This is a genomic window from Roseateles aquae, from assembly GCF_032337115.1.
Lineage (GTDB): Bacteria > Pseudomonadota > Gammaproteobacteria > Burkholderiales > Burkholderiaceae_C > Roseateles_C > Roseateles_C aquae.
Map to the genome: position 1 here is coordinate 104376 of NZ_JAVXZY010000002.1, position 20209 is coordinate 124584.

Below are 20209 nucleotides of genomic sequence, written 5' to 3' on the forward strand. Positions count from 1 at the left end.
CCCACCATGGCACTCGACAAAGTCCTCTACACCGCCACCGCCACCGCCACCGGCGGTCGTCAAGGCAGCGCGCAATCGTCCGATGGCGCCCTGAAGATTGAACTCAGCACCCCGCGCGAACTCGGCGGTGCCGGCGGCCCCGGCACCAACCCGGAGCAGCTCTTTGCTGCCGGCTATTCGGCCTGCTTCATCGGCGCGATGAAGGCCGTCGGCGCGATGCAAAAGATCGCTATTCCCGCGGATGTGTCCATCACTTCGGACGTGGGCATCGGGCCGATCCCGGCCGGCTTCGGCATCCAGGTCGCCATGCGCATCAGCCTGCCGGGCATGGACCGCGAGGCCGCCCTGGCGCTGATCGACGCCGCCCACAAGGTCTGCCCCTACTCCAACGCCACGCGCGGCAATATCGACGTCAGCCTGACCCTGGTTTGAGGGGGCTACGGCGGCGGCGCTGTCATCGCGCCGTCACCGCAGCGGGCGATGCTCCGACGATTCACAAGAATCGTTGGAGCATTGCCCATGACACATTCCTCTTGCCTCGCCAGCCGCCAGCTGCTGGCACGCCTGCGCCCACATCGCCTCAGCCTCGCCGCTGCCTTTTGCGCACTGACGCTGCAGGTACAAGCCTCGCCACAGCTGGTGGCCACAGGCTCCCTGTCGGGACTGCTGCACGACCAGTCCGGCCAGTCGGCCCTGCTGGAAAACGGCGTGGCCGGCGACCTGCTCGGCGGCTTGGGGTCCGGTCTGGCCTGGGCAGGCGGTACCACCTTCATCGGCCTGCCCGACCGCGGCCCCAACGCCAAGAGCTGGAATTCGGCGCTGGACGACACCACGTCCTTCATTCCGCGCCTGCAAACGCTCAGCCTGACGCTGGCGCCGCAGGCCGGCAAGCTGCCTTTCGCGCTGACGGCGCAGCTGAGCAGCAGCACCCTGCTCTACAGCAACACCGCGCTGAACTACGGTGCGGCGACGCCAAGCCTGAACAACGCCGGCAAGTTCTATTTCAGCGGCCGCTCGGACAATTTCGCTGCCGGCAGCTCGCTCAACGCCAGCAACGCGCGCCTGGACCCCGAGGCGCTGCGCCTGTCCAACGATGGCCGCTCGGTCTTCATCAGCGATGAATACGGCCCCTACGTCTACCAGTTTGATCGCGCCACCGGCCAGCGCCTGAAGAGCTTTGCCTTGCCGGGCAATCTGGCGATCGCCAAGCCCAGCAGCCAGGGCGCCGCCGAGATTGCCGGCAACAGCAGCGGCCGCGTCGCCAACAAAGGCATGGAAGGCCTAGCCATCACGCCGGATGGCAAAACGCTGGTCGGCTTCATGCAGAGCCCGCTGATCCAGGACGGCGGCGATGGCGGTGCGGCCAATCGCATCATCAGCATCGACATCGCCAGCGGCGCAACGCGGCAGTTCGCCTATAACAACTACGATGCGCTGACCAAGAAGAACTACAACAGCAGCGAGATCCTGGCGCTGAACAATCATGAGTTCCTGGTGCTGGAGCGCGATGGCAAGGGCCTCGGCGACGATTCCAACGCCAAGTTCAAGAGCATCTACAAGGTCGATCTGGCCAATGCCAGCGATGTCAGCGGCCTGAGTGGCGAAGCCTCGCTGCTGGGCAAGGCGCCCGCCAAGACGCTGTTTCTGGACATCAAGAAAGCCTTGAACGATCAAGGCATCACGGACGACCAGATCCCGGCCAAGCTCGAGGGTATGAGCTTTGGCGCCGACATCACCGTGGGCGGCGCGATCAAGCACACGCTCTACATCGCCAATGACAATGACTTCATCGCCACGACGGCCGGCGGCAAGAGCAATCCGAATCAGTGGTTTGTGTTTGCCTTCAGCGATGCCGATCTGAATGGCTCGGTCTACCTGCCGCAGCAGATCAGCGCGGTACCAGAGCCGCAGCAAGCGATGCTGCTGGCCAGCGGCTTGCTGGCCATTGCCGGGCTGCGCCGCCGCCGTCGCTGATTGACCGACACGCTGCTTCAGGGCAGCAGATCACGCCCCGGGGCAGCCCCCCGGGCTGGTAGACCTCGGTTTCGCCCTGTTCAGGCCAGCAGCAGTTGCAAGAGCAGCTCGACGCGGGCCTTGACCGCCGACAGCGCACCCGCGCTCGGCAATGCTGCATTGCCGCCGATCACCGGGCCAGACTCACAGCGGCTGCAACGCAGCACCCGCACGCCCTGCTGCTGCGCCTCAAGTAGAGCCTGCTCCAAGCCAGTGGCGAGCGTGCCGTTGCCGGTACCCGCCACCACAAGGCCATCAACCCCCTGCGCCATCAACGCCGCCACCACCGTGCCATCGGCGCCCGCGTGGTTCAAAACGATCTGCACGCGGGGCCAGGTCGAGGCCGGGCGAGCGATATGCGCCAGACCTAGCGCCTGTTGAGCAATGGGCCACGACCCGAGTTGACGCAGCTGCCCCTCCTCGACCAGGCCGATCAAGCTTTCGTCGCGCGAGCGAAAGGCATCGACCCGATAGCTGTGCGCCTTCTGCACCTGCTCGGCCGCATGGATACGCCCGGCAACAACCGCGGCCACACCAGCATGACCGGCCGCCGCCAGCTGCCCCAGGACCGCCACCGCGTCCAGCAGGTTTTGTGGGCCATCGGCCATCAAGGCCGTGGCCGGCCGCATGGCCGCGGTCAACAGCACCGGCTTCTCGGGCGCCAGCACACGTTGCAGGAAATAGGCGGTTTCCTCTAGTGTGTCCGTGCCATGGGTGATCACCACCCCTTGGACCTCGGCTCGCTGCAGATGCTGATCCACAGCCTGGGCCAGACGCTGCCAGGTCGCGTGATCCATGTCCTTGCTGTCGAGCTGGGCCACTTGCTCGGCTTCCAACGTGTAGCCGGCGAGGCCCGGCACCGCGTCGATCAGGCTCTGAACCGACAAGGTACCCGCGCGGTAGCCGACGTTGTCAGCGCTTTGTGCCGCCGTTCCGGCAATCGTGCCGCCGGTGCCCAGGATCACGATCGTTTGGGCTGCGAGGTTTTTTTGCAATTTGCTGATTCCTGGATGAAAATACAGTAGCTGGATAAATCATCAGACCTCATCGCCTGATCCATTCAACTGCCCCTACCGGCTGCTGAAGCCTGCCATGCCGGCCAGCATCCAATCCGAAGCGCTCACCCAAACCGACCTTGTTGAGGCCCTTGTGGACGACACCCCAAAACTCACCGCCCGGCAACAGCAGATTCTCGAACTGGTGCGCAGCGCCATCGAAAACACCGGTTCCCCCCCCACCCGGGCCGAGATTGCTGCCGAGCTTGGTTTCCGTTCGGCCAATGCTGCCGAGGAACACCTCCAAGCGCTGGCGCGCAAGGGTGTGATCGAGTTGCTCGGCGGCACCTCGCGCGGCATCCGCTTGCGCGCCGACACCTTGCAAGGCATCAACCGCTCGCGCATCAATCGCAGCAGCGACATGCCCCAGCAATTCACCTTGCCAGGCCTGGCCCAGCTGTCCTTGCCCTTGGTCGGTCGGGTTGCCGCCGGCTCGCCCATCCTGGCGCAAGAGCATGTCGAACAGAACTATAGCGTCGAGGCCTCGCTGTTCAGCAAGAAGCCGGACTACTTGCTACGCGTTCGTGGCATGAGCATGAAAGATATCGGCATCATGGATGGTGACCTGCTCGCCGTGCAGAAGGCCAGCGAAGCGAAGAATGGTCAGGTCGTCGTTGCGCGCATTGGTGATGAAGTCACAGTCAAGCGCTTCATGCGCCGCAAGCAAGGCATCGAGTTGCTGGCCGAGAACCCGGATTTCGAGCCCATCGTTGTTGAAGAAGGCGACCAGAGCTTCGCCATCGAAGGCCTGGCCGTGGGGCTGATCCGCACCCAGCCCTTCTCCTGACTCTCGGAACGCGCTTGCAGCGGTGTGTGTGTGGATGCGCGGCGGCATGCAGCGCACCTGTCTGGCGAGCAGAACTGTCAGTCAAATGGCGGTCAAGCAGTGGGAGCTCTCTGTTCCTCGAGCCCGCCTTTCTGCGCCCATCATTGAAGCCACGCTGAGTGCCTGCTTGCCCAACTGCATCCGATGAACTCGCCATCCCCACGCCTTGCCAGCAAGCCCAAGGCCGCGGCGCGCGCGAAGGCCCAGCGCTGGGAAGATTGTCAGTCGCTCGCGCAGATTCCCAATATCGGTCCGGCGATGGTGGGCGACTTCCGTTTGCTGGGCATTCACACGCCCCAGCAGTTGCGCGGGCAGGACGCGTTGGCGCTGTATCGGCGCCTATGTCAGATCACCGCCACGCGGCACGATCCCTGTGTGCTCGACACCTTGATGGCCGCCACTGATTTCATGGGCGGCGCGCCGGCTACACCCTGGTGGCACTACACCGCCCAGCGCAAAGCCTTGTACCCGGAGATTTGAGGGCTGAGCGCACCCTGTGCTTGGCCGCGGACAGTCCACCTCGCTGTGCGTGATGAGACGGCGATGCAAATCTATTCAGCCATTCAGCTTGCCTTCGGCACGATCACAGCATTTGAGTGGCAGGGATCTTGAAGTGCCAAGGCCTACGGCGCTGTTGTGCAAGGGGTCGGCCCGCATCGAACCCAGCGCTCAAGTGGCATGGTGGTTTTTTACTGTCGCTTCCAAGCAGTTCCAGCGCGCAGCCACATGCTTGTCTAAATCAGGCGCATTCACAGATAGCGAGCATCGTGACGGGTATTAAAGTGGCCAGGCCGCATCAATGCTTTCAAATAGATCGAGGCCTGGTCAATTCAGTATGTTCCGCACTTTTTATTCGCAGCACATTGACACAACAGCAGTAAATAAAAAACCCCACCAACTTGCGTTGATGGGGTTTTCAAAATGTTGGCGGAGTGGACGGGGCTCGAACCCGCGACCCCCGGCGTGACAGGCCGGTATTCTAACCAACTGAACTACCACTCCATACATTGCCGGAATGATTACCAGCAACGCAGAACAAGTTTTGCAACCATCTCGCGACAGCTGCCAAGCCTTGTCAAACTTGGCGTCCCCTAGGGGATTCGAACCCCTGTAGTCACCGTGAAAGGGTGGTGTCCTAGGCCTCTAGACGAAGGGGACTAAACCTTCTGAGACTTCATCCGCCACTGTGCCGCGCCACAGCCAAAGCAACGAGCTTTGGTGGTGGAGGTAAGCGGGATCGAACCGCTGACCTCTTGCATGCCATGCAAGCGCTCTCCCAGCTGAGCTATACCCCCGAATTTCGGGCGCGCCACAAGAGCGAAATCAATCTCTAAATACAAACGGCCAATTTCTTGGCCGCTTTTCGATACAGTTAATACTATATCTCAAAACCTTTGGCGGAGTGGACGGGGCTCGAACCCGCGACCCCCGGCGTGACAGGCCGGTATTCTAACCAACTGAACTACCACTCCGCGTGGGATAAGTTCGTAACTATAACAGATATTTAACTATCCATCACAATTACCAAGCCTTATCAAACTTGGCGTCCCCTAGGGGATTCGAACCCCTGTAGTCACCGTGAAAGGGTGGTGTCCTAGGCCTCTAGACGAAGGGGACTAAACCTTCTTCCTTGAACTGCGCGCCAGCCAAGCCGCTGATTATAAACCAGCTTTTTGGTGGAGGTAAGCGGGATCGAACCGCTGACCTCTTGCATGCCATGCAAGCGCTCTCCCAGCTGAGCTATACCCCCTAAAAGCTTTACAAGATCCTGATTGCTCAGCTTCTTGCTATTCTTTGTGTATCGCGCCGTTCAAGCGAGAGAAAGATTATAGAACGCTTTTTAGAAGCTTTGCAAGCGTTCGATGACAATTTCTTTTTCGAACAGTTCCAGCACCGCATCGACCGAGGGCGTCTGCGCCCGACCGCAGACCAGCACGCGCACCGGAATCGCCAGCTGCGGCATCTTCAGACCATGGGCGCCGATGGTTTCCTTGATAGCAGCCTGAATGGCTGCCTTGTTCCATTCCAGCGTCGCAAACTTGTCAGCCAGACTGCGCAATGCCGGTCGGATGCTGTCATTCAGATGCGCGGCACGCTCCTCGGCCGACGCTTCAACCTGGCTGAAGTACATCGCCAGCCAGTCAGCCAGAGCCACCGTCGTGCTGCAGCGGTCCTTGAACAGCGCGCACATCGGCTGCAGGCGTTCGACACTGGCCGTGATCCCGCGCTTGGCCAATTGCACGGCCACCAACTGCGCCAGGCGTGCATCGTCGGCCTGCTTGATGTAGTGGCTGTTGACCCATTCGAGCTTGGCCGGGTCCCATTGCGCCGGGCTCTTGTTCAGGTGCGTACCGTCGAACCAGCTGACCAGTTGCTCGCGCGAGAACAGCTCGTCGTCGCCATGGCTCCAGCCCAGGCGTGACAGATAGTTCAGCATCGCCTCGGGCAGATAGCCGCCCTCCTCATACGCCGTGACGCTGACGGCGCCACGTCGCTTGGATAGCTTCTGACCGTCGTCACCGAGGATCACCGCCATATGGCCGAACTTGGGCAGTGGCGCGCCCAATGCGTTGAAGATGTTGATCTGCCAGGGCGTGTTGTTGACGTGCTCATCGCCACGGAAGACATGGCTGATCTGCATGTCCCAATCGTCAACGACCACGGCGAAGTTGTAGGTCGGCACGCCGTCGGTGCGCTGAATGATCAAATCATCGATCTCGCGGTTGTTGATGCTGATCGTGCCCTTGACCAGATCGTCCCACACCACATCGCCGTCAATCGGATTCTTGAAACGAACGACCGGCGTCACGCCCTCGGGCACCGGCGGCAACACCTTGCCGGGTTCCGGCCGCCAGGTGCCATCGTAGCGGCGCTTCTCGCCGCGGGCTTCCTGTGCGGCCTTCATCGCATCCAGCTCTTCGGGCGAGCAATAGCAGCGGTAGGCCTTGCCCTCGGCGATCAGCTGATCGATGACGGCCTGGTAGCGCTCCAGCCGCTGCATCTGATAGATGGGGCCTTCGTCGTAGTCCAGACCCAGCCAGTGCATGGCGGCCAGGATCTGGTCGACCGAATCCTGCGTCGAGCGGGCGACATCGGTATCCTCAATGCGCAGCACAAACTTACCGCCATAGTGCCGGGCATAGGCCCAGGAGTACAGCGCCGTGCGGGCCGTGCCCAAATGCAGAAAGCCCGTCGGGGACGGTGCAATGCGGGTGCGAACTGCCTTGGTGTTGGTGTTGTTCATCAGTGGTTCAGTGTTGAAAGACCGCGCAGCAAATCATCGGTGATGTCGTCCACATGCTCGAGGCCGACCGACAGGCGAATCAGCCCCTGGCCAATGCCAGCGGCCTGACGCTGCTCTTCTGACAGGCGACCATGCGAGGTGGTCGCCGGATGGGTGATGATGGACTTGGTGTCGCCCAGATTGGTCGCGATGCTCAGCACGCGGGTGCTATCGATGATGTGGAAGGCCGCGGCCTTGGCGGCCTCAGGCGTCTCGCCCTTCAGCTCGAAGGACAGCACCGCACCGCCCTGCCCTGACTGCTGGCGCATGGCCAGCTCATGCTGGGGATGAGAAGCCAGCGAGGGGTAGAAGACCCGCGCCACCTCCGGCCGGCCTTCAAGCCAGCGCGCGACCGCCAGCGCCTGCTCGCTTTGTGCACGCATGCGCAGCGACAGCGTCTCCAGCCCTTTCAGCAAGACCCAGGCATTGAACGGTGCCAGCACCATGCCAACCGTGCGCATCACCGGGCCGAACACATCCTTGATCAGGCGTGAGGGGCCGCACAGCGCACCGCCCATCACGCGGCCCTGGCCGTCGATGTACTTGGTCGCCGAGTGCATGATGATGTCGGCACCGAACTCCGCCGGACGCTGCAGTGCCGGGGTCGCATAGGTGTTGTCGACCACGAGCAAGGCGCCGCCACCGTGGGCAATACCGGCCAACGCGGCGATATCGCAGACATCAGTCAGCGGATTGGTCGGCGTCTCGGCAAACAGCAGCTTGGTGCTGGGCCGCATCGCGGCACGCCATTCGGCCAGATCGGTCTGCGAGACGAAACTGGTCTCGACGCCAAACTTGGCAAATTCCTTGGCGAAGAGATTGACCGTCGTGCCGAACACCGAGCGCGAGCAGACCACATGGTCGCCCGACTTCAGCAGGCCCAGGCACAGCAGCAGGATGGCGCTCATGCCGGTGGCCGTGGCAATCGCCGCCTCGGTGCCTTCCATCGCCGCGAGTCGCGCTTCCAGGCTGCGCACCGTCGGGTTGCTGGTGCGCGAGTAGGTGAAATCCTCGGAGGCCGCAAAACGCTGCGCCGAGGTCTGCGCATCGGGCTGCACATAGGCGCTGGTCAGGAACAGCGCCTCGGAGTTTTCGCCGTGCTGGCTGGGCGCCAGCCCGGTGCGAACGGCCAAGGTCTCGGGGCGCAGGCCAGCCGGCAGCTGCGCGCGGGCCAGGCGGCGCGCTTCGTCGTTCTGGCTCATCAGCTCGGCTCCGTTCCGCTTTGCAAGGCCAGGCGGCTGCGCGCCGGGCCGTCTTCTTCGTCGCCCTGGCTCTTGCGCTGCTCTTGCATCGTCGCGAAGTCTTCGGCGCTGACATCACCGGTGATGTACTGGCCATCGAAGCAGGAGGCCTCGAAGCCAGCCAGACCCGGCTTCAGCGCCGCGACCACACGCTTCATCGCGTCGACATCCTGGTAGATCAGCGCATCGGCACCGATGAACTGGCGGATTTCCTCGATGCTGCGGTTGTGCGCCACCAGCTCTTCCTTGGTCGGCATGTCGATGCCATAGACGTTGGGGAAGCGCACCGGCGGCGCGGCCGAGGCCAGATAGACCTTGCGCGCGCCCGCCTCGCGAGCCATCTGCACGATTTCCTTGGATGTGGTGCCGCGGACGATGGAGTCATCAACCAACAACACATTGCGGTTCTTGAACTCCAGGCCGATCGCGTTGAGCTTCTGGCGCACCGACTTCTTGCGCACGCCCTGGCCCGGCATGATGAAGGTGCGGCCGACATAGCGGTTCTTCACAAAACCTTCGCGATAGGGCTTGCCAATCTTGTGGGCCAGCTGCATCGCCGAAGGGCGGCTGGACTCGGGAATCGGGATGACGACATCGATATCGCTGGGCGGCATCGTCGAGATCAGACGTTGGGCCAGCGTTTCGCCCATGTTCAGGCGGGCCTGATAGACCGAGATGCCGTCCATCACCGAATCGGGCCGCGCCAGATAGACGAACTCGAACATGCAGGGGTTCAGCGTCGGGTGCTCGGCACATTGCTCGGTGTGCAGCTGGCCCTGGGTATCGATGAACAGGGCCTCGCCCGGTGCCACATCGCGGATCAGCTGGTGGCCTGTGCCTTCCAGCGCCACACTTTCGCTGGCCACCATGAATTCGCCATCGGCAGCTTGGCCAAAGCACAGCGGACGGATGCCATAGGGGTCGCGGAAGGCCAGCAGGCCATGGCCGGCGATCAGCGCGATCACCGCATAGGATCCCTTGATGCGCAGATGCACATTGCGCACCGCCTTGAAGACGGCATCGGGTGTCAGCGGCAGATCGCGCGCGGCGCGCTCCAGTTCGTGGGCGACGACGTTGAGCAACACCTCGGAATCGCTCTCGGTGTTGATGTGCCGGCGATCGATGTCGAACAGCTCTTTCTTCAGGCCGTGGGCATTGGTCAGATTGCCGTTGTGCACCAGCACGATGCCGAACGGTGCATTGACGTAGAAGGGCTGCGCCTCTTCCTCGCTATAGGCGTTGCCGGCGGTCGGGTAACGCACCTGGCCCAGGCCCGTGGTGCCCGGCAGCGCACGCATATTGCGGGTGCGGAACACATCGCGGACCATGCCGCGTGCCTTGTGCATGAAGCACTTGTTGCCCAGCATGGTGACGATGCCGGCCGCATCCTGGCCGCGGTGCTGCAGGAGCAGCAAGGCGTCATAGATGGTTTGGTTGACCGGCGCCTGGGAAATCACTCCGACGATGCCACACATGCTAGTTCCTCAACGTTTCAGGTCTCTGCCGAGACGATTCTCACAATACCTTGGCGCTGCACACTCGTGATGCTCAGGCCGGGATGAATTTGACCACCGCCTCCGGCAGCATGGGTTCGATTCCATGCAACACAGCCTGCAAAAGCGGCACGGTGCGCGCCGCCGTCCAGACTTCGGCGCGGCTGAGCGGCGTCATGCTCACCAGCACCACTGCCAACAGCGCCAGCAAGAGGCCGCGCAGGGCCCCGAAGGCGGCACCGGCGGCGCGGTCGAAAATGCTTAAGGGCGTGGCATGCAGCAGCGCACGCAGCAGCTTGGCCGCCAGCCCCCACAGCAGCAGGATCAACATAAAGGCCAGCACCAGCGCCAGCGCATGGGCAAGACCTGGCCCCAGCCGCTGCTCGGGCAGCCAGCCTTGCAAGGCCGGCGCCAGGTAGCCCGCGCCCCAGTACGCCACCAGCCACCCGGCAATCGCCAGCAATTCGTACAACAAGCCACGCCAGATGCCGACCAACACCGAGACCAGCAGGATCCCGATGAAGCAGAGGTCCAGCCAGTTCATCGCCATCAAAGCGTCAGCACCACGCCGCTGATGCCAGCCGCGCGCAGCTTGGCCGCGGCCCGGTCGGCCTCCTCACGGCTGGCGAACGGCCCGACACGCACCCGGGTGCGCTTACCATCGGCCGTGTCGACCGCCTGGGTGTAGGTCTTCAGCCCCTGTTTCTCGACCTTGGCACGCGCGTCCTGGGCGGCCTTGCCATCGGCATAGGCGCCGACCTGAACGATGAAGCGTGCGCCGGCGGCCGGCTCGCTGGCCTTCTTGTCGACCGGACGGCCTTCAAGCAATGCCAGCGCGCGAGCCGCCTCGGCGGCCTTGGCCTCAGCGGCACGAGCCTTCTCAGCGGCTTTGTCGGCAGCGGCTTTTTCAGCGGCCTTGTCCACGGATTTCTCCGCGACCTTGTCACTGGCCTTCTCACTTGGCTTCTCGGCGACCTTGGCGCTGGCGCGCTCGGCAGGACGCTCTGCCGGCTTGGCCATCGGCTTTTCAGCCGCGGAAGGTTCGACCTTCTCTGTGGCACGGCCGGTTGGCTGAGCCACGCTGCCTGGCGTCTCAGCGCTATCGGCCACCTGGGGCGGCGTCAGTCCGGGCAACTGGGCCGGCAGCGTCTGGGGCTGCGGCGGAATCGGCAGTTGTGCCGCGCCTTCCTTGCGCGGAATCTCGATGGGCAGATCGACCGGAATCGGCCGCGGCTGCGTTTCGAACAGCAGCGGGAAACCGATCACACCCACGCCCACCAGCACCGCGGCGCCAATCAAGCGGCGCCGGGCCCGCAGGCGCAGCGTCTGCACAGCATCTTGGGAGTCGGAAACCGGCTTGGCCGCAGGTGCTGCCGCACTGCGCTTGAGGAAAGACAGCATGTCGTGGCGGTGCCTTGAATGGAAAGCGGCCCCCATGAGGCCGCAACAGGATGTCCGGGGCGTCCCTCAGTCCAGCTGGGGCCGGGCGGTGGGGGCGCGGCCGGCCGTCAGGCGCGGAACGCCATGGGCCAGCACACCACCGACGGTGTGGAAGGAACCGAACGCCAGAATTCTATCAGCCGGCTCCGCGTCAGCCGCCGCGGCCTGCAGCGCCTCCATGGGGTTGGCATGCTGGGCCATCGCCAGGGCTTGCGGGCATCTCAAGCGCCCGGCTGTGCGCTCGGTCTCGAAGGCCTGGGCCAGGGCAGCGGCAGTGGCCGCACGCGGCAGCGGCAGGTCGGTAAAGTGCCAGCTGTCGACCAGCGGCGCAATGCGGCCGAGGATAGTGGCCAGGTCCTTGTCGGCCATGGCACCGAACACCGCATGGGTGTGCGGGAAGAAACCCATCTGGTCGAGGTTCTGCGCCAGCGCCGCCACCGCATGCGGGTTGTGCGCCACATCGAGCACCAGCATCGGCTGGCCCGGCACGACCTGGAAGCGCCCCGGCAGCTCGACCAGTGCCAGCCCGGTGCGCACCGCCTGGGCACTGATTGGCAGGCGCTGATGCAGGGCCTCGAACACCGCCAGCACGCCGGAGGCATTGAGCAGCTGATTGACACCGCGCAGCGCCGGGTAGGCCATGCCGCTGAAGCGCTTGCTGCGCCCGACCCAGTTCCACTGCTGTCGATCACCGCTGTAGCTGAAATCACGGCCCAACTGGCGCAGATCGGCGCCGACTTCGGCCGCATAGGCAGCGATCGATGCCGGCGGCAAAGGATCGCTGACGATGACCGGCCGGCCTGCACGCATGATGTGGGCCTTCTCGCGGCCGACCGACTCGCGGTCGGGCCCCAGGTATTCGGTGTGATCCAGATCGATGCTGGTGATCACGCTGCAGTCCGCGTCGATCGCGTTGACGGCATCCAGGCGCCCGCCCAGGCCCACCTCCAGGATCACCAGGTCCAGCGGCTCTGCGGCCAGACGGCGCATGATGGCCAGCGTCGTGAATTCAAAATAGGTCAGCGCCAGTTCGCCGCGCGCCGCCTCGATGGCCTCGAAATGCGCCAGCAGCGACTCGGCCTCGACCGGCGCGCCACCGACCCGGCAGCGTTCCTGAAAATGCACCAGGTGCGGCTTCTGGTAGAGCCCGACGCGGTAGCCGGCCTGCAGCGCGATGGCCTCCAGCATGGCGCAGGTCGAGCCCTTGCCATTGGTACCGGCCACCATCACCACCGGAACGTCAAAGTGCAGACCCAGGCGATCGCGCATCTGATGCATGCGCGCCAGGCCCATATCGATTTCCTTGGGATGCAGGCGTTCGCAATGGGCCAGCCAGTCGTCGAGGCGGATTTGGGCGGTGCTGGTGGGCGGAGTGCTCATCGGTCGTGGCTTCTCAAATGCAACACGGCCAGACCTTGCGGGCCTGGCCGTGCGGGTGTCAGGGAAACGGGGTCAGGCCACCGCGTCCGAACTCTGGCGTTGCAGCATGGCCAGTTGGCGGGCAATGGTCTCACGCAGCTGACGGCGGTCGACGATCATGTCCACCGCACCCTTTTCCATCAGGAATTCGGCGCGCTGGAAGCCGGCCGGCAGCTTCTCACGCACGGTGTTCTCGATCACTCGCGGGCCGGCAAAGCCGATCAGCGCCTTGGGCTCGGCGATGACGATGTCGCCCACGAAGGCAAAGGAGGCCGAGACACCGCCCATGGTCGGGTCGGTCAGCACGCTGATATAGGGCAGTTTGGCCTTGGCCAGACGAGTCAGCGCGGCGTTGGTCTTGGCCATCTGCATCAGCGACAGCAGACCTTCCTGCATCCGCGCACCGCCGGTGGCGGTGAAGCAGATGAAGGGCGTCTTCTGCTCGATCGCGGTTTCGACGCCGCGTGCAAATCGCTCGCCGACCACCGAACCCATGGAACCGCCCATGAAGTCGAACTCGAAGCAGGCTGCGACGACCGGCACGCTCATCACCGCGCCGCCCATGACGATCAGCGCATCGGTCTCGCCGGTCGATTCCAGCGCTTCCTTGAGCCGGTCGGGGTACTTCTTGCTGTCCTTGAACTTCAGCGCGTCGACCGGCAGCACTTCCTGGCCGACTTCATAACGGCCTTCGCCGTCGAGGAAGGCGTTCAGCCGGGCGCGGGCACCAATGCGATGGTGGTGGCTGCACTTGGGGCAGACGTTGACGTTCTGCTCCAGGTCGGTCTTGTAGAGCACCGTCTCGCAGGACGGGCACTTGATCCACAGGCCCTCAGGCACCGTGCGGCGCTCCGAGGCCTCGCTTTGCTGCATCTTGGGCGGCAGAAGTTTCTCAAGCCAACTCACAAGCAGACTCCTTTGATTCGCATGGTCATGCGGTTAACCGAGCCGGCCCTTGCCGGCCGGCGTCAGCCGCCCTGGATGTGGTCCAGCGCAGCCCTGATCTCGCGGATGAATTCAGCACCCTTGGAGGCGACATTATCGCTCGGCTCCGTCTCCAGCAATTGGACCAGCCGGGAACCGATCACGACGCCATCGGAAACCCGCGCCACCGCTTGGGCCGAAGCCGCATCGCGAATGCCGAAACCGACCCCGACCGGCACCTTCACATGGGCCTTGATGCGCGGAATCATCGCCGCCACTGCCTCGGTGTCCAGATGGCCGGCACCGGTCACGCCCTTGAGCGAGACGTAGTAGACATAGCCGCTGGCGACCTTGCCGATGCGCGCCATCCGCGCCTCGGTCGAGGTCGGGGCGAGCAGGAAGATCGGATCCATCTCGGCCGCCTGCAGCGCGGCGGCAAAGCGTTCGCACTCCTCCGGCGGGTAGTCGACCACCAGCACGCCATCGACGCCGGCCGCCTTGGCGTCCTGCACAAAGCGCTCCAGGCCGTAGCACTCGATCGGGTTGGCATAGCCCATCAGCACCACCGGCGTGCTTGCATTGCGGGCGCGGAACTCGCGCACATAGCCCAGCACGTCGCTCAGCCCCACGCCCTTGGCCAGTGCCCGCTCGGCGGCACGTTGGATCACCGGGCCGTCGGCCATCGGATCGGAAAACGGCACGCCGAGTTCGATCACATCGGCCCCGGCCTCGGCCATCGCCAGCATCAGCGCGACCGTGGTCTCGGGATAGGGATCACCGGCATGGACGAAGGGAATCAGCGCCCTGCGTCCGCTGGCGGCCAGTTTCGCAAAAGTGGCTTGGATGCGGCTCATCACAGGCCTCCCTTCAGCGCGGCGGTATTGACGATGCTGCTTTGCACCGTGTCGCCGCCCTTGACCGATTGCCCCTTGCAGGACGGCCGGCAATAGAACTCGGCATGCGAGAGATCGGCCACGGTGCCGATGTCCTTGTCGCCGCGGCCGGACAGATTGACCAGCAGATGCTGCTCGGGCGACAGCGTCGGTGCCAGCTTGATCGCGTGGGCGACCGCATGGCTGGACTCCAGCGCCGGAATGATGCCCTCGGTGCGGCAGAGGCGGTGAAAGGCGTCCAGCGCTTCCTGGTCGGTCACGCCAACATACTCGGCCCGACCGATGTCCTTCAGATAGGCATGCTCGGGGCCGACGCCGGGATAGTCCAGGCCGGCCGAGATCGAATGCGTCTCGGTGATCTGGCCGTTCTTGTCCTGCAGCAGATAGGTGCGGTTGCCATGCAGCACACCGGGCGTACCGGCCGACAAGGTGGCCGCATGCTTGCCGCTGGCAATGCCCTCGCCCGCCGCCTCGACGCCAATCAAACGCACGCCTTCATGCGGGATGTAGGGATAGAAGATGCCGATGGCGTTGGAACCGCCACCGACGCAGGCAATCACTGCGTCCGGCTGGCGGCCGATCATCGGCGGCATCTGCGTCAGGCATTCGTCGCCGATGACACGCTGGAAGTCGCGCACCATCATCGGATAGGGGTGCGGGCCGGCGACGGTGCCGATGATGTAGAAGGTCGACTCGACATTGGTGACCCAGTCGCGCATCGCCTCGTTCAGCGCGTCCTTCAGCGTCTTGGAGCCCGACTCGACCGGCACCACGCGGGCGCCGAGCAGATTCATCCGATAGACATTGGGGCTTTGGCGTTTGACGTCCTCGCTGCCCATGTACACCACACACTCGATGCCATAGCGGGCACAGATGGTGGCCGTGGCCACACCGTGCTGTCCGGCGCCCGTCTCGGCGATGACGCGCTTCTTGCCCATGCGCTTGGCCAGCAGGGCCTGGCCGATGGTGTTGTTGACCTTGTGCGCGCCGGTGTGGTTCAGGTCTTCGCGCTTCAGATAGATCTGCGCGCCGCCGAGTTCGCGGCTCAGCCGGTCGGCGTGATAGATGGGGCTGGGCCGGCCGACGAAATGCGCCAGTTCCTTCTTGAACTCGGCGATGAAATCGGGATCGCGGCTGTAGTGGGCATAGGCCTCGTTCAGCTCGTCCAGCGCGTGAACCAGGGTTTCAGCGACAAAGCGGCCGCCGTATTGCTGGCCATTGATGGGGCCAAAGTGCCCGAGCGCGTCGGGCTGGTCGTAGGTCTTCATGGGAATTCTTGCCTTCAGGTGGAAGCTTCATCAAGGCGCGCATCCGCTTCGCGGACGGCCTCGCAGAATTGACGCATCAGCGTGGCGCTCTTGAGGCCCTTGGCCTCCTCGACACCGGAGCTGACGTCAACGGCCCAGGGCCGTACCCGAAGAATCCCTTCGATCACATTTCCGGCATGCAACCCACCAGATAAAGCGACTGGAGAGGGCACGTTTCGTGGAATGAGTGACCAATCAAATACCTTTCCGCCGCCGCCATAGCCCTCGACATGAGCGTCGAGCAGCAGGCCTTGGGCGCTGGAGAACCGAGACGCGAAGTCTAGCAAATCAAAACCCGGCTCCATCCTCGCGGCACGCAGATAGGGGCGGGCCGCACGTTCGCAATCCGCCCTGCTCTCGTCGCCGTGGAACTGCAGCAGCATCTGCGGCAAGGCCTGCAGCGCCGCCTGCAATTCGGCCTCAGTGGCATTGACGAACAGGCCCACCGGCGTCACAAAAGGCGGCAGCCTTCGCGCCAGCTCGGCAGCACGCGCCGGCGTCACCGCTCGCGGGCTCTTGGCATAGAAGACAAAGCCGATCGCGTCGGCCCCTGCCTCCACCGCCACATCGACATCGGCCTCGCGGGTCAGCCCGCAGATCTTGATTCGGGTTCGGCTCATGGGCGCAGTATCTCAGGCCTAGCCCCTCGCCCACGCGCAAGGCCTCAGGGCAGCCAGTCCATCGCGGCGGTCTGTTCCGGCAACTTCAGCTCGGCGTCGTAGTAGGGGCCGACGAAGTACAGTCCGTCCGGCGCGAAAGTCGGCGCCGCCACCTTGCGGTCGCGCGCCGCCAGCACCTCAGCCACCCACTCGGGCGGCCGCACACCGGTGCCGACCGCGATCAGGCAGCCCATGATGTTGCGCACCATATGGTGCAGAAAGGCCGAGGCATCGAACTCGAAGCGCCAGTAGGCGCCGCGCTTGCTGATCTCGATCGCGCGCAGCACCTTGATCGGCGACGCCGCCTGGCACTCGGCCGAGCGGAAGGAGCTGAAATCATGCTCGCCGAGCAGATGCGTCACCGCCTCGCGCATGGCCGCGCCATCGAGCGGCCTGAACACCCAGCCGGCGGCGCCGAATTCGATGGCCGGCCGCACCGGCGACTGCAGCAGCAAATAGGCATAGCGTCGGCCGCGAGCCCAGTTGCGGGCATGAAAGTCGGCCGGCGGAAACGCGCACCACTGGACGGCGATATCGGGCGGCAGATAGCGGTTGGTGCCGCGAACCCAGGAAAAAGGCTCGCGCTCCACTGGCGCATCAAAGTGCACCACCTGGTTCAGGCCATGCACACCGGCATCGGTACGGCCGGCACAGAGCGTACGAATCGGCTGGGCCGCAAACTGGCTCAGCGCAGACTCCAAGGCATCCTGCACCGTCTGCCCGCCGGGCTGGCTCTGCCAGCCGCGGTAGGCCTCACCGCGGTAGCTGACACCCAGCGCCACCCTTACCGTCATTGCGTCACCCACATCACCAAGAAGTACCAGAAAGAAAAAAGCGCCCGGCCGAGCCGAGCGCCTTGGCAGTCATGCCCGCAGCCAGAGCGGCGGGTACCTTGCGTGGTCAGCGCAGCTCGTCCAGCATCGCTTGCGCCTTGTCGCGCAGCGGTCCGGTCGCCTTGCCGACCAACTCCTGCAGCACATCACGCGCGCCCTCAACGTCGCCGATCTGACGGAACTCGTCGGCCAGCTCCAGCTGACGCATCAGCGGGTCGCCCTCATCGCCGGCCAGTGCCTGCATGGCATCGGCCAGCGTGTCGGCCGGCGAAGGCATGGTCGGGAAGTCCGGCGAGTTGACCGGATCGATGGCGGTCGGGCGAGCCGGCTCAGCGGAACCAACGGGCAGGTCCAGATCGATCGACGAGAGATCAAAGTCCAACGCGTTGGGCGTCGGCATCTCGACCTGCAGCGACGAGGCCACCGTCGCCTGGTCAAAGTCACCCAGCTCATCCAGATCAAATTCCAGCGAGGCCGCCGCAGCCTTGGCCGGGGCATCGGCACTGCGCGCCGGCGTGTCGAGGTCGAAGTCCATCGGCATCGGCACCTGCTCAACGCTGGCGGCCATCGCTTGCGTGGCTTCCAGGGCGGTCGGCGACGGCGAACCGAGGTCCAGATCGAGGTCCAAGCCCATGATGCTGGACGGTCCCGGGTCGCTGGCGCGGGCCAGCGGCTCGGTGGCCAGATGCGCACCAGCCGCGGGCAACGTGCTGGCGTCCATCGGTTCGGGGCGCGGATCGTTGTCGTTCAGCAGCTGAGGCGCACCACCAGGCTGGTAGAGCGGGTTTTCTGGATCGACCTGACGGCCCATTTCCTGCGCCTTGGCCCAATCCTCGCCCTGCCCATGGGTCTCGGCGAAGAGCTGGATGGCCAGCTGCTCAAAGCCCTTGACGTCGCGGCGCTTGGCGTAGACCTCCAGCAGCTTCAAGCGAATCGCCATGCGCTCGGGATTGGAACGCAGCGCTTCCTTGAGGATTTCCTCGGCCTGCAGATCGCGGCCATAGGCCAGATACACATCGGCCTCGGCCACCGGGTCGACGTCCCCGATGGCATCGAGCTGGCTCAGCGAGTAGCTCATCGAGGATTGACCGCTGCTGCCATCACGCGTATCGACACGTTGGCCGCCGCTGGCGCCGAAGAAGGAATCCGGCGCCAGACGGCTTTCGGTGAAGGCTGTTTCAGCCTTCAGATCCGGACGGCGGTTGCGGCTGCGCAGGAAGCCGAGCACGCCAAGCACAGCCAGCAGACCAGCGCCCAGCGGCAGCAGCAGCGAGCTGCTCATCAATTCGTCGAAGAAGCCTGGCTCCTCGGCCGCCGGCGGCACGGCGGCCGGCTTGGGCACCGGCTTGGAGGCTGCGGGCTTGGGCACAGGCATGGCGGGCGCTGCCGCCGAGGCCACCGGTGCCGCTTCCGGCGCTGGCGCTGGCGCTGGCGCTGGCGCCGGCTGCGGCGCCGGGGCTTGAGCCACGACAGGCGCCGGCGCAGGTGCTGCAACCGGTGCGGGAACTGGTGCAGGCGCCGGTGCAGCCGCGGGCTTGGCCGCGCTGGACAGCTTCTTCAGCTCCTCGACATTGCGCGTCAACTCGGCCACGCGGGCCGCTGAATCCTTCTTCTCGGTGTCCTTGGAGACCTTCTGCTCACCGCCGGCCACCGCAGGCTTGGACAGCGTCAACTTGTCCGGCGCAACCGGCGCCGAAGACTTGCGCTCGGCGACTTCGGCCTGCACACGGCCCTTGGCCTGGCGTTCGCTGCCCTCCGAAGGCAGCAGCGGCGCGCCGGTGGCCAGGCGTTGGCGATAGCTGTTGAAGTCAGCGCTCTGCGCTTGAATCACTTGGCGCGCTTCCGCCGGCGTCAGCGAAGCCAAGGCCTCGCCGCTGGGCACCTGCAAGACGACACCCGCCTTCAGGCGGTTCATATTGCTATCCAGGAAGGCTTCCGGGTTGTTGCGATACAGGCCGACCAACATCTGGTCCAGCGAGATGCCAGCCGGCTGAGTCTTGGCGGCGATCTTGGACAGGCTGTCGCCCGGCTTGACCGCGTATTCAGACGCTGCGGTTGCGGCAGGCGCAGGTGCGGCAGGCCGTGGCTCGGGCTTGGGTGCCGCAGCAACCGGGGCTGGGGCTGGGGCCGGTTTAGGCTCAGGGCGCGGTGCTTCAGCCTTCGGCGGGCGCGGTGCCGGCGTGGGCGCAGGCGCTGCGGTAGCGGGCGCCGGGCGCGGTGCGACAGGCGCGGTTTCCGCCGGAGCGGCAGCGATCACTGGCGCCGCATTGACTTCAGGCGGCGGCACCGGGCGGGCCAGCGTCGGCGGATCAAACAGCAGCGTGTACTCGCGCACCAGGCGACCGCTGGAGGAGTTCAGCTCCAGCACCACATCGATGAAGGGCTCCTGGACGGCACGATCACTGCTCAGACGCAGCACCGGGCGGCCATCGGCTCGACGCGCCAGCTGCACCTGGGTGCCGGTCAGCACCGCGTTGTATTCGATGCCCGAGCTCTTGTAGACGTCCGGCGGCGCAATGCGCAGGCGCAGGCTGCTGGCTTCCTCGGCGCTGAGACTGCTGACGTCAATTTCCGCCTTCAGGGTTTCACCAAGCGCCGATTGGACGGTCAGGCGACCAAGACCAAGGCTCCAGGCCGAGCCGCAGGCCAGCGACAGGGCAGCGACCGCGACATGGGTCAGGGCAAAGCGCGCATACGCGCCAGGATGAATTTTCAAGGCGTCCCCCAAAGCAACAAGGCGGGCACCTGCAGGTGTCCGCCCGTTCCGACGATGTTTGTATTGTGCACAGCCCACACGATGCTGACCCTGCTCTTCATGCGATC

The 20209-nt window shown here is 64.6% G+C and carries 17 protein-coding genes and 6 tRNA genes; 4 read left to right on the forward strand and 19 right to left on the reverse strand.

Translation table 11 applies throughout. The features are described from left to right. Positions 1-6: 6 nt before the first annotated feature. Complete coding sequence (locus tag RQP53_RS05795; RefSeq protein WP_315649287.1) at positions 7-432, forward strand: organic hydroperoxide resistance protein; 426 nt, start codon at positions 7-9, stop codon at positions 430-432. Positions 433-519: 87 nt separating this feature from the next. Beyond that, a complete protein-coding gene (locus RQP53_RS05800; RefSeq protein WP_315649288.1) occupies positions 520-1974 on the forward strand; it encodes an esterase-like activity of phytase family protein in 1455 nt (484 codons plus the stop codon). An 80-nt stretch (positions 1975-2054) separates the two neighbouring features. On the opposite strand, the gene RQP53_RS05805 is transcribed toward RQP53_RS05800, so the two are convergent. Then, positions 2055-3008 carry an asparaginase gene (locus RQP53_RS05805; RefSeq protein ID WP_315649289.1) on the reverse strand — a complete coding sequence of 318 codons (954 nt, stop codon included), beginning with the start codon at positions 3006-3008 and terminating at the stop codon, positions 2055-2057. Positions 3009-3162: 154 nt separating this feature from the next. On the opposite strand from RQP53_RS05805, the gene lexA reads away from it, so the two are divergent. Further along, positions 3163-3855: a transcriptional repressor LexA gene (gene lexA / locus RQP53_RS05810; RefSeq protein ID WP_315649290.1), complete on the forward strand. Its 693-nt coding sequence runs from the start codon at positions 3163-3165 to the stop codon at positions 3853-3855. Positions 3856-4038: 183 nt separating this feature from the next. Then, positions 4039-4374: a helix-hairpin-helix domain-containing protein gene (locus RQP53_RS05815; RefSeq protein WP_315649291.1), complete on the forward strand. Its 336-nt coding sequence runs from the start codon at positions 4039-4041 to the stop codon at positions 4372-4374. Positions 4375-4819: 445 nt separating this feature from the next. Here the strand turns inward: RQP53_RS05815 and RQP53_RS05820 are convergent. From RQP53_RS05820 to RQP53_RS05905, 18 genes are all read right to left on the reverse strand, one after another. Further along, positions 4820-4896, reverse strand: a tRNA-Asp gene (locus tag RQP53_RS05820). A gap of 80 nt (positions 4897-4976) precedes the next feature. Then, positions 4977-5052: transfer RNA gene (locus RQP53_RS05825), tRNA-Glu, on the reverse strand. A gap of 61 nt (positions 5053-5113) precedes the next feature. Beyond that, positions 5114-5189 (reverse strand) — tRNA-Ala (locus tag RQP53_RS05830). Between the two features lie 100 nt (positions 5190-5289). Next, positions 5290-5366, reverse strand: a tRNA-Asp gene (locus RQP53_RS05835). A gap of 69 nt (positions 5367-5435) precedes the next feature. Further along, positions 5436-5511, reverse strand: a tRNA-Glu gene (locus RQP53_RS05840). 57 nt (positions 5512-5568) lie between these two features. Then, positions 5569-5644, reverse strand: a tRNA-Ala gene (locus RQP53_RS05845). Between the two features lie 90 nt (positions 5645-5734). Further along, complete coding sequence (gltX, locus tag RQP53_RS05850) at positions 5735-7138, reverse strand: glutamate--tRNA ligase (RefSeq protein WP_315649292.1); 1404 nt, start codon at positions 7136-7138, stop codon at positions 5735-5737. After that, positions 7138-8379 (reverse strand): O-succinylhomoserine sulfhydrylase, encoded by a 1242-nt coding sequence (locus RQP53_RS05855; protein ID WP_315649293.1) that lies wholly within the window; start codon positions 8377-8379, stop codon positions 7138-7140. The genes gltX and RQP53_RS05855 overlap by 1 nt, the downstream gene beginning before the upstream one ends. Then, a complete protein-coding gene (gene purF / locus RQP53_RS05860) occupies positions 8379-9893 on the reverse strand; it encodes an amidophosphoribosyltransferase (protein ID WP_315649294.1) in 1515 nt (504 codons plus the stop codon). The genes RQP53_RS05855 and purF overlap by 1 nt, the downstream gene beginning before the upstream one ends. Positions 9894-9966: 73 nt before the next feature. Further along, complete coding sequence (locus tag RQP53_RS05865; RefSeq protein ID WP_315649295.1) at positions 9967-10455, reverse strand: CvpA family protein; 489 nt, start codon at positions 10453-10455, stop codon at positions 9967-9969. Between the two features lie 5 nt (positions 10456-10460). Next, positions 10461-11312, reverse strand: a complete 852-nt coding sequence (locus RQP53_RS05870) for an SPOR domain-containing protein (RefSeq protein ID WP_315649296.1) — start codon at positions 11310-11312, stop codon at positions 10461-10463. Between the two features lie 66 nt (positions 11313-11378). Next, a complete protein-coding gene (gene folC / locus RQP53_RS05875) occupies positions 11379-12731 on the reverse strand; it encodes a bifunctional tetrahydrofolate synthase/dihydrofolate synthase (RefSeq protein WP_315649297.1) in 1353 nt (450 codons plus the stop codon). 72 nt (positions 12732-12803) lie between these two features. After that, a complete protein-coding gene (gene accD / locus RQP53_RS05880) occupies positions 12804-13676 on the reverse strand; it encodes an acetyl-CoA carboxylase, carboxyltransferase subunit beta (RefSeq protein ID WP_315649298.1) in 873 nt (290 codons plus the stop codon). A 62-nt stretch (positions 13677-13738) separates the two neighbouring features. Continuing rightward, a complete protein-coding gene (gene trpA / locus RQP53_RS05885) occupies positions 13739-14548 on the reverse strand; it encodes a tryptophan synthase subunit alpha (protein WP_315649299.1) in 810 nt (269 codons plus the stop codon). After that, positions 14548-15855 carry a tryptophan synthase subunit beta gene (trpB, locus tag RQP53_RS05890; protein ID WP_315649300.1) on the reverse strand — a complete coding sequence of 436 codons (1308 nt, stop codon included), beginning with the start codon at positions 15853-15855 and terminating at the stop codon, positions 14548-14550. The genes trpA and trpB overlap by 1 nt, the downstream gene beginning before the upstream one ends. Positions 15856-15869: 14 nt before the next feature. Then, positions 15870-16514, reverse strand: coding sequence for a phosphoribosylanthranilate isomerase (locus RQP53_RS05895; protein ID WP_315649301.1), 645 nt, complete (start codon positions 16512-16514; stop codon positions 15870-15872). A 44-nt stretch (positions 16515-16558) separates the two neighbouring features. Continuing rightward, positions 16559-17347 (reverse strand): tRNA pseudouridine(38-40) synthase TruA, encoded by a 789-nt coding sequence (truA, locus tag RQP53_RS05900; RefSeq protein WP_315649302.1) that lies wholly within the window; start codon positions 17345-17347, stop codon positions 16559-16561. Between the two features lie 106 nt (positions 17348-17453). Next, the gene (locus RQP53_RS05905; RefSeq protein WP_315649303.1) at positions 17454-20102 is read right to left on the reverse strand and encodes a FimV/HubP family polar landmark protein; all 2649 of its coding nucleotides are present in this window, start codon (positions 20100-20102) and stop codon (positions 17454-17456) included. Positions 20103-20209: the final 107 nt, after the last annotated feature.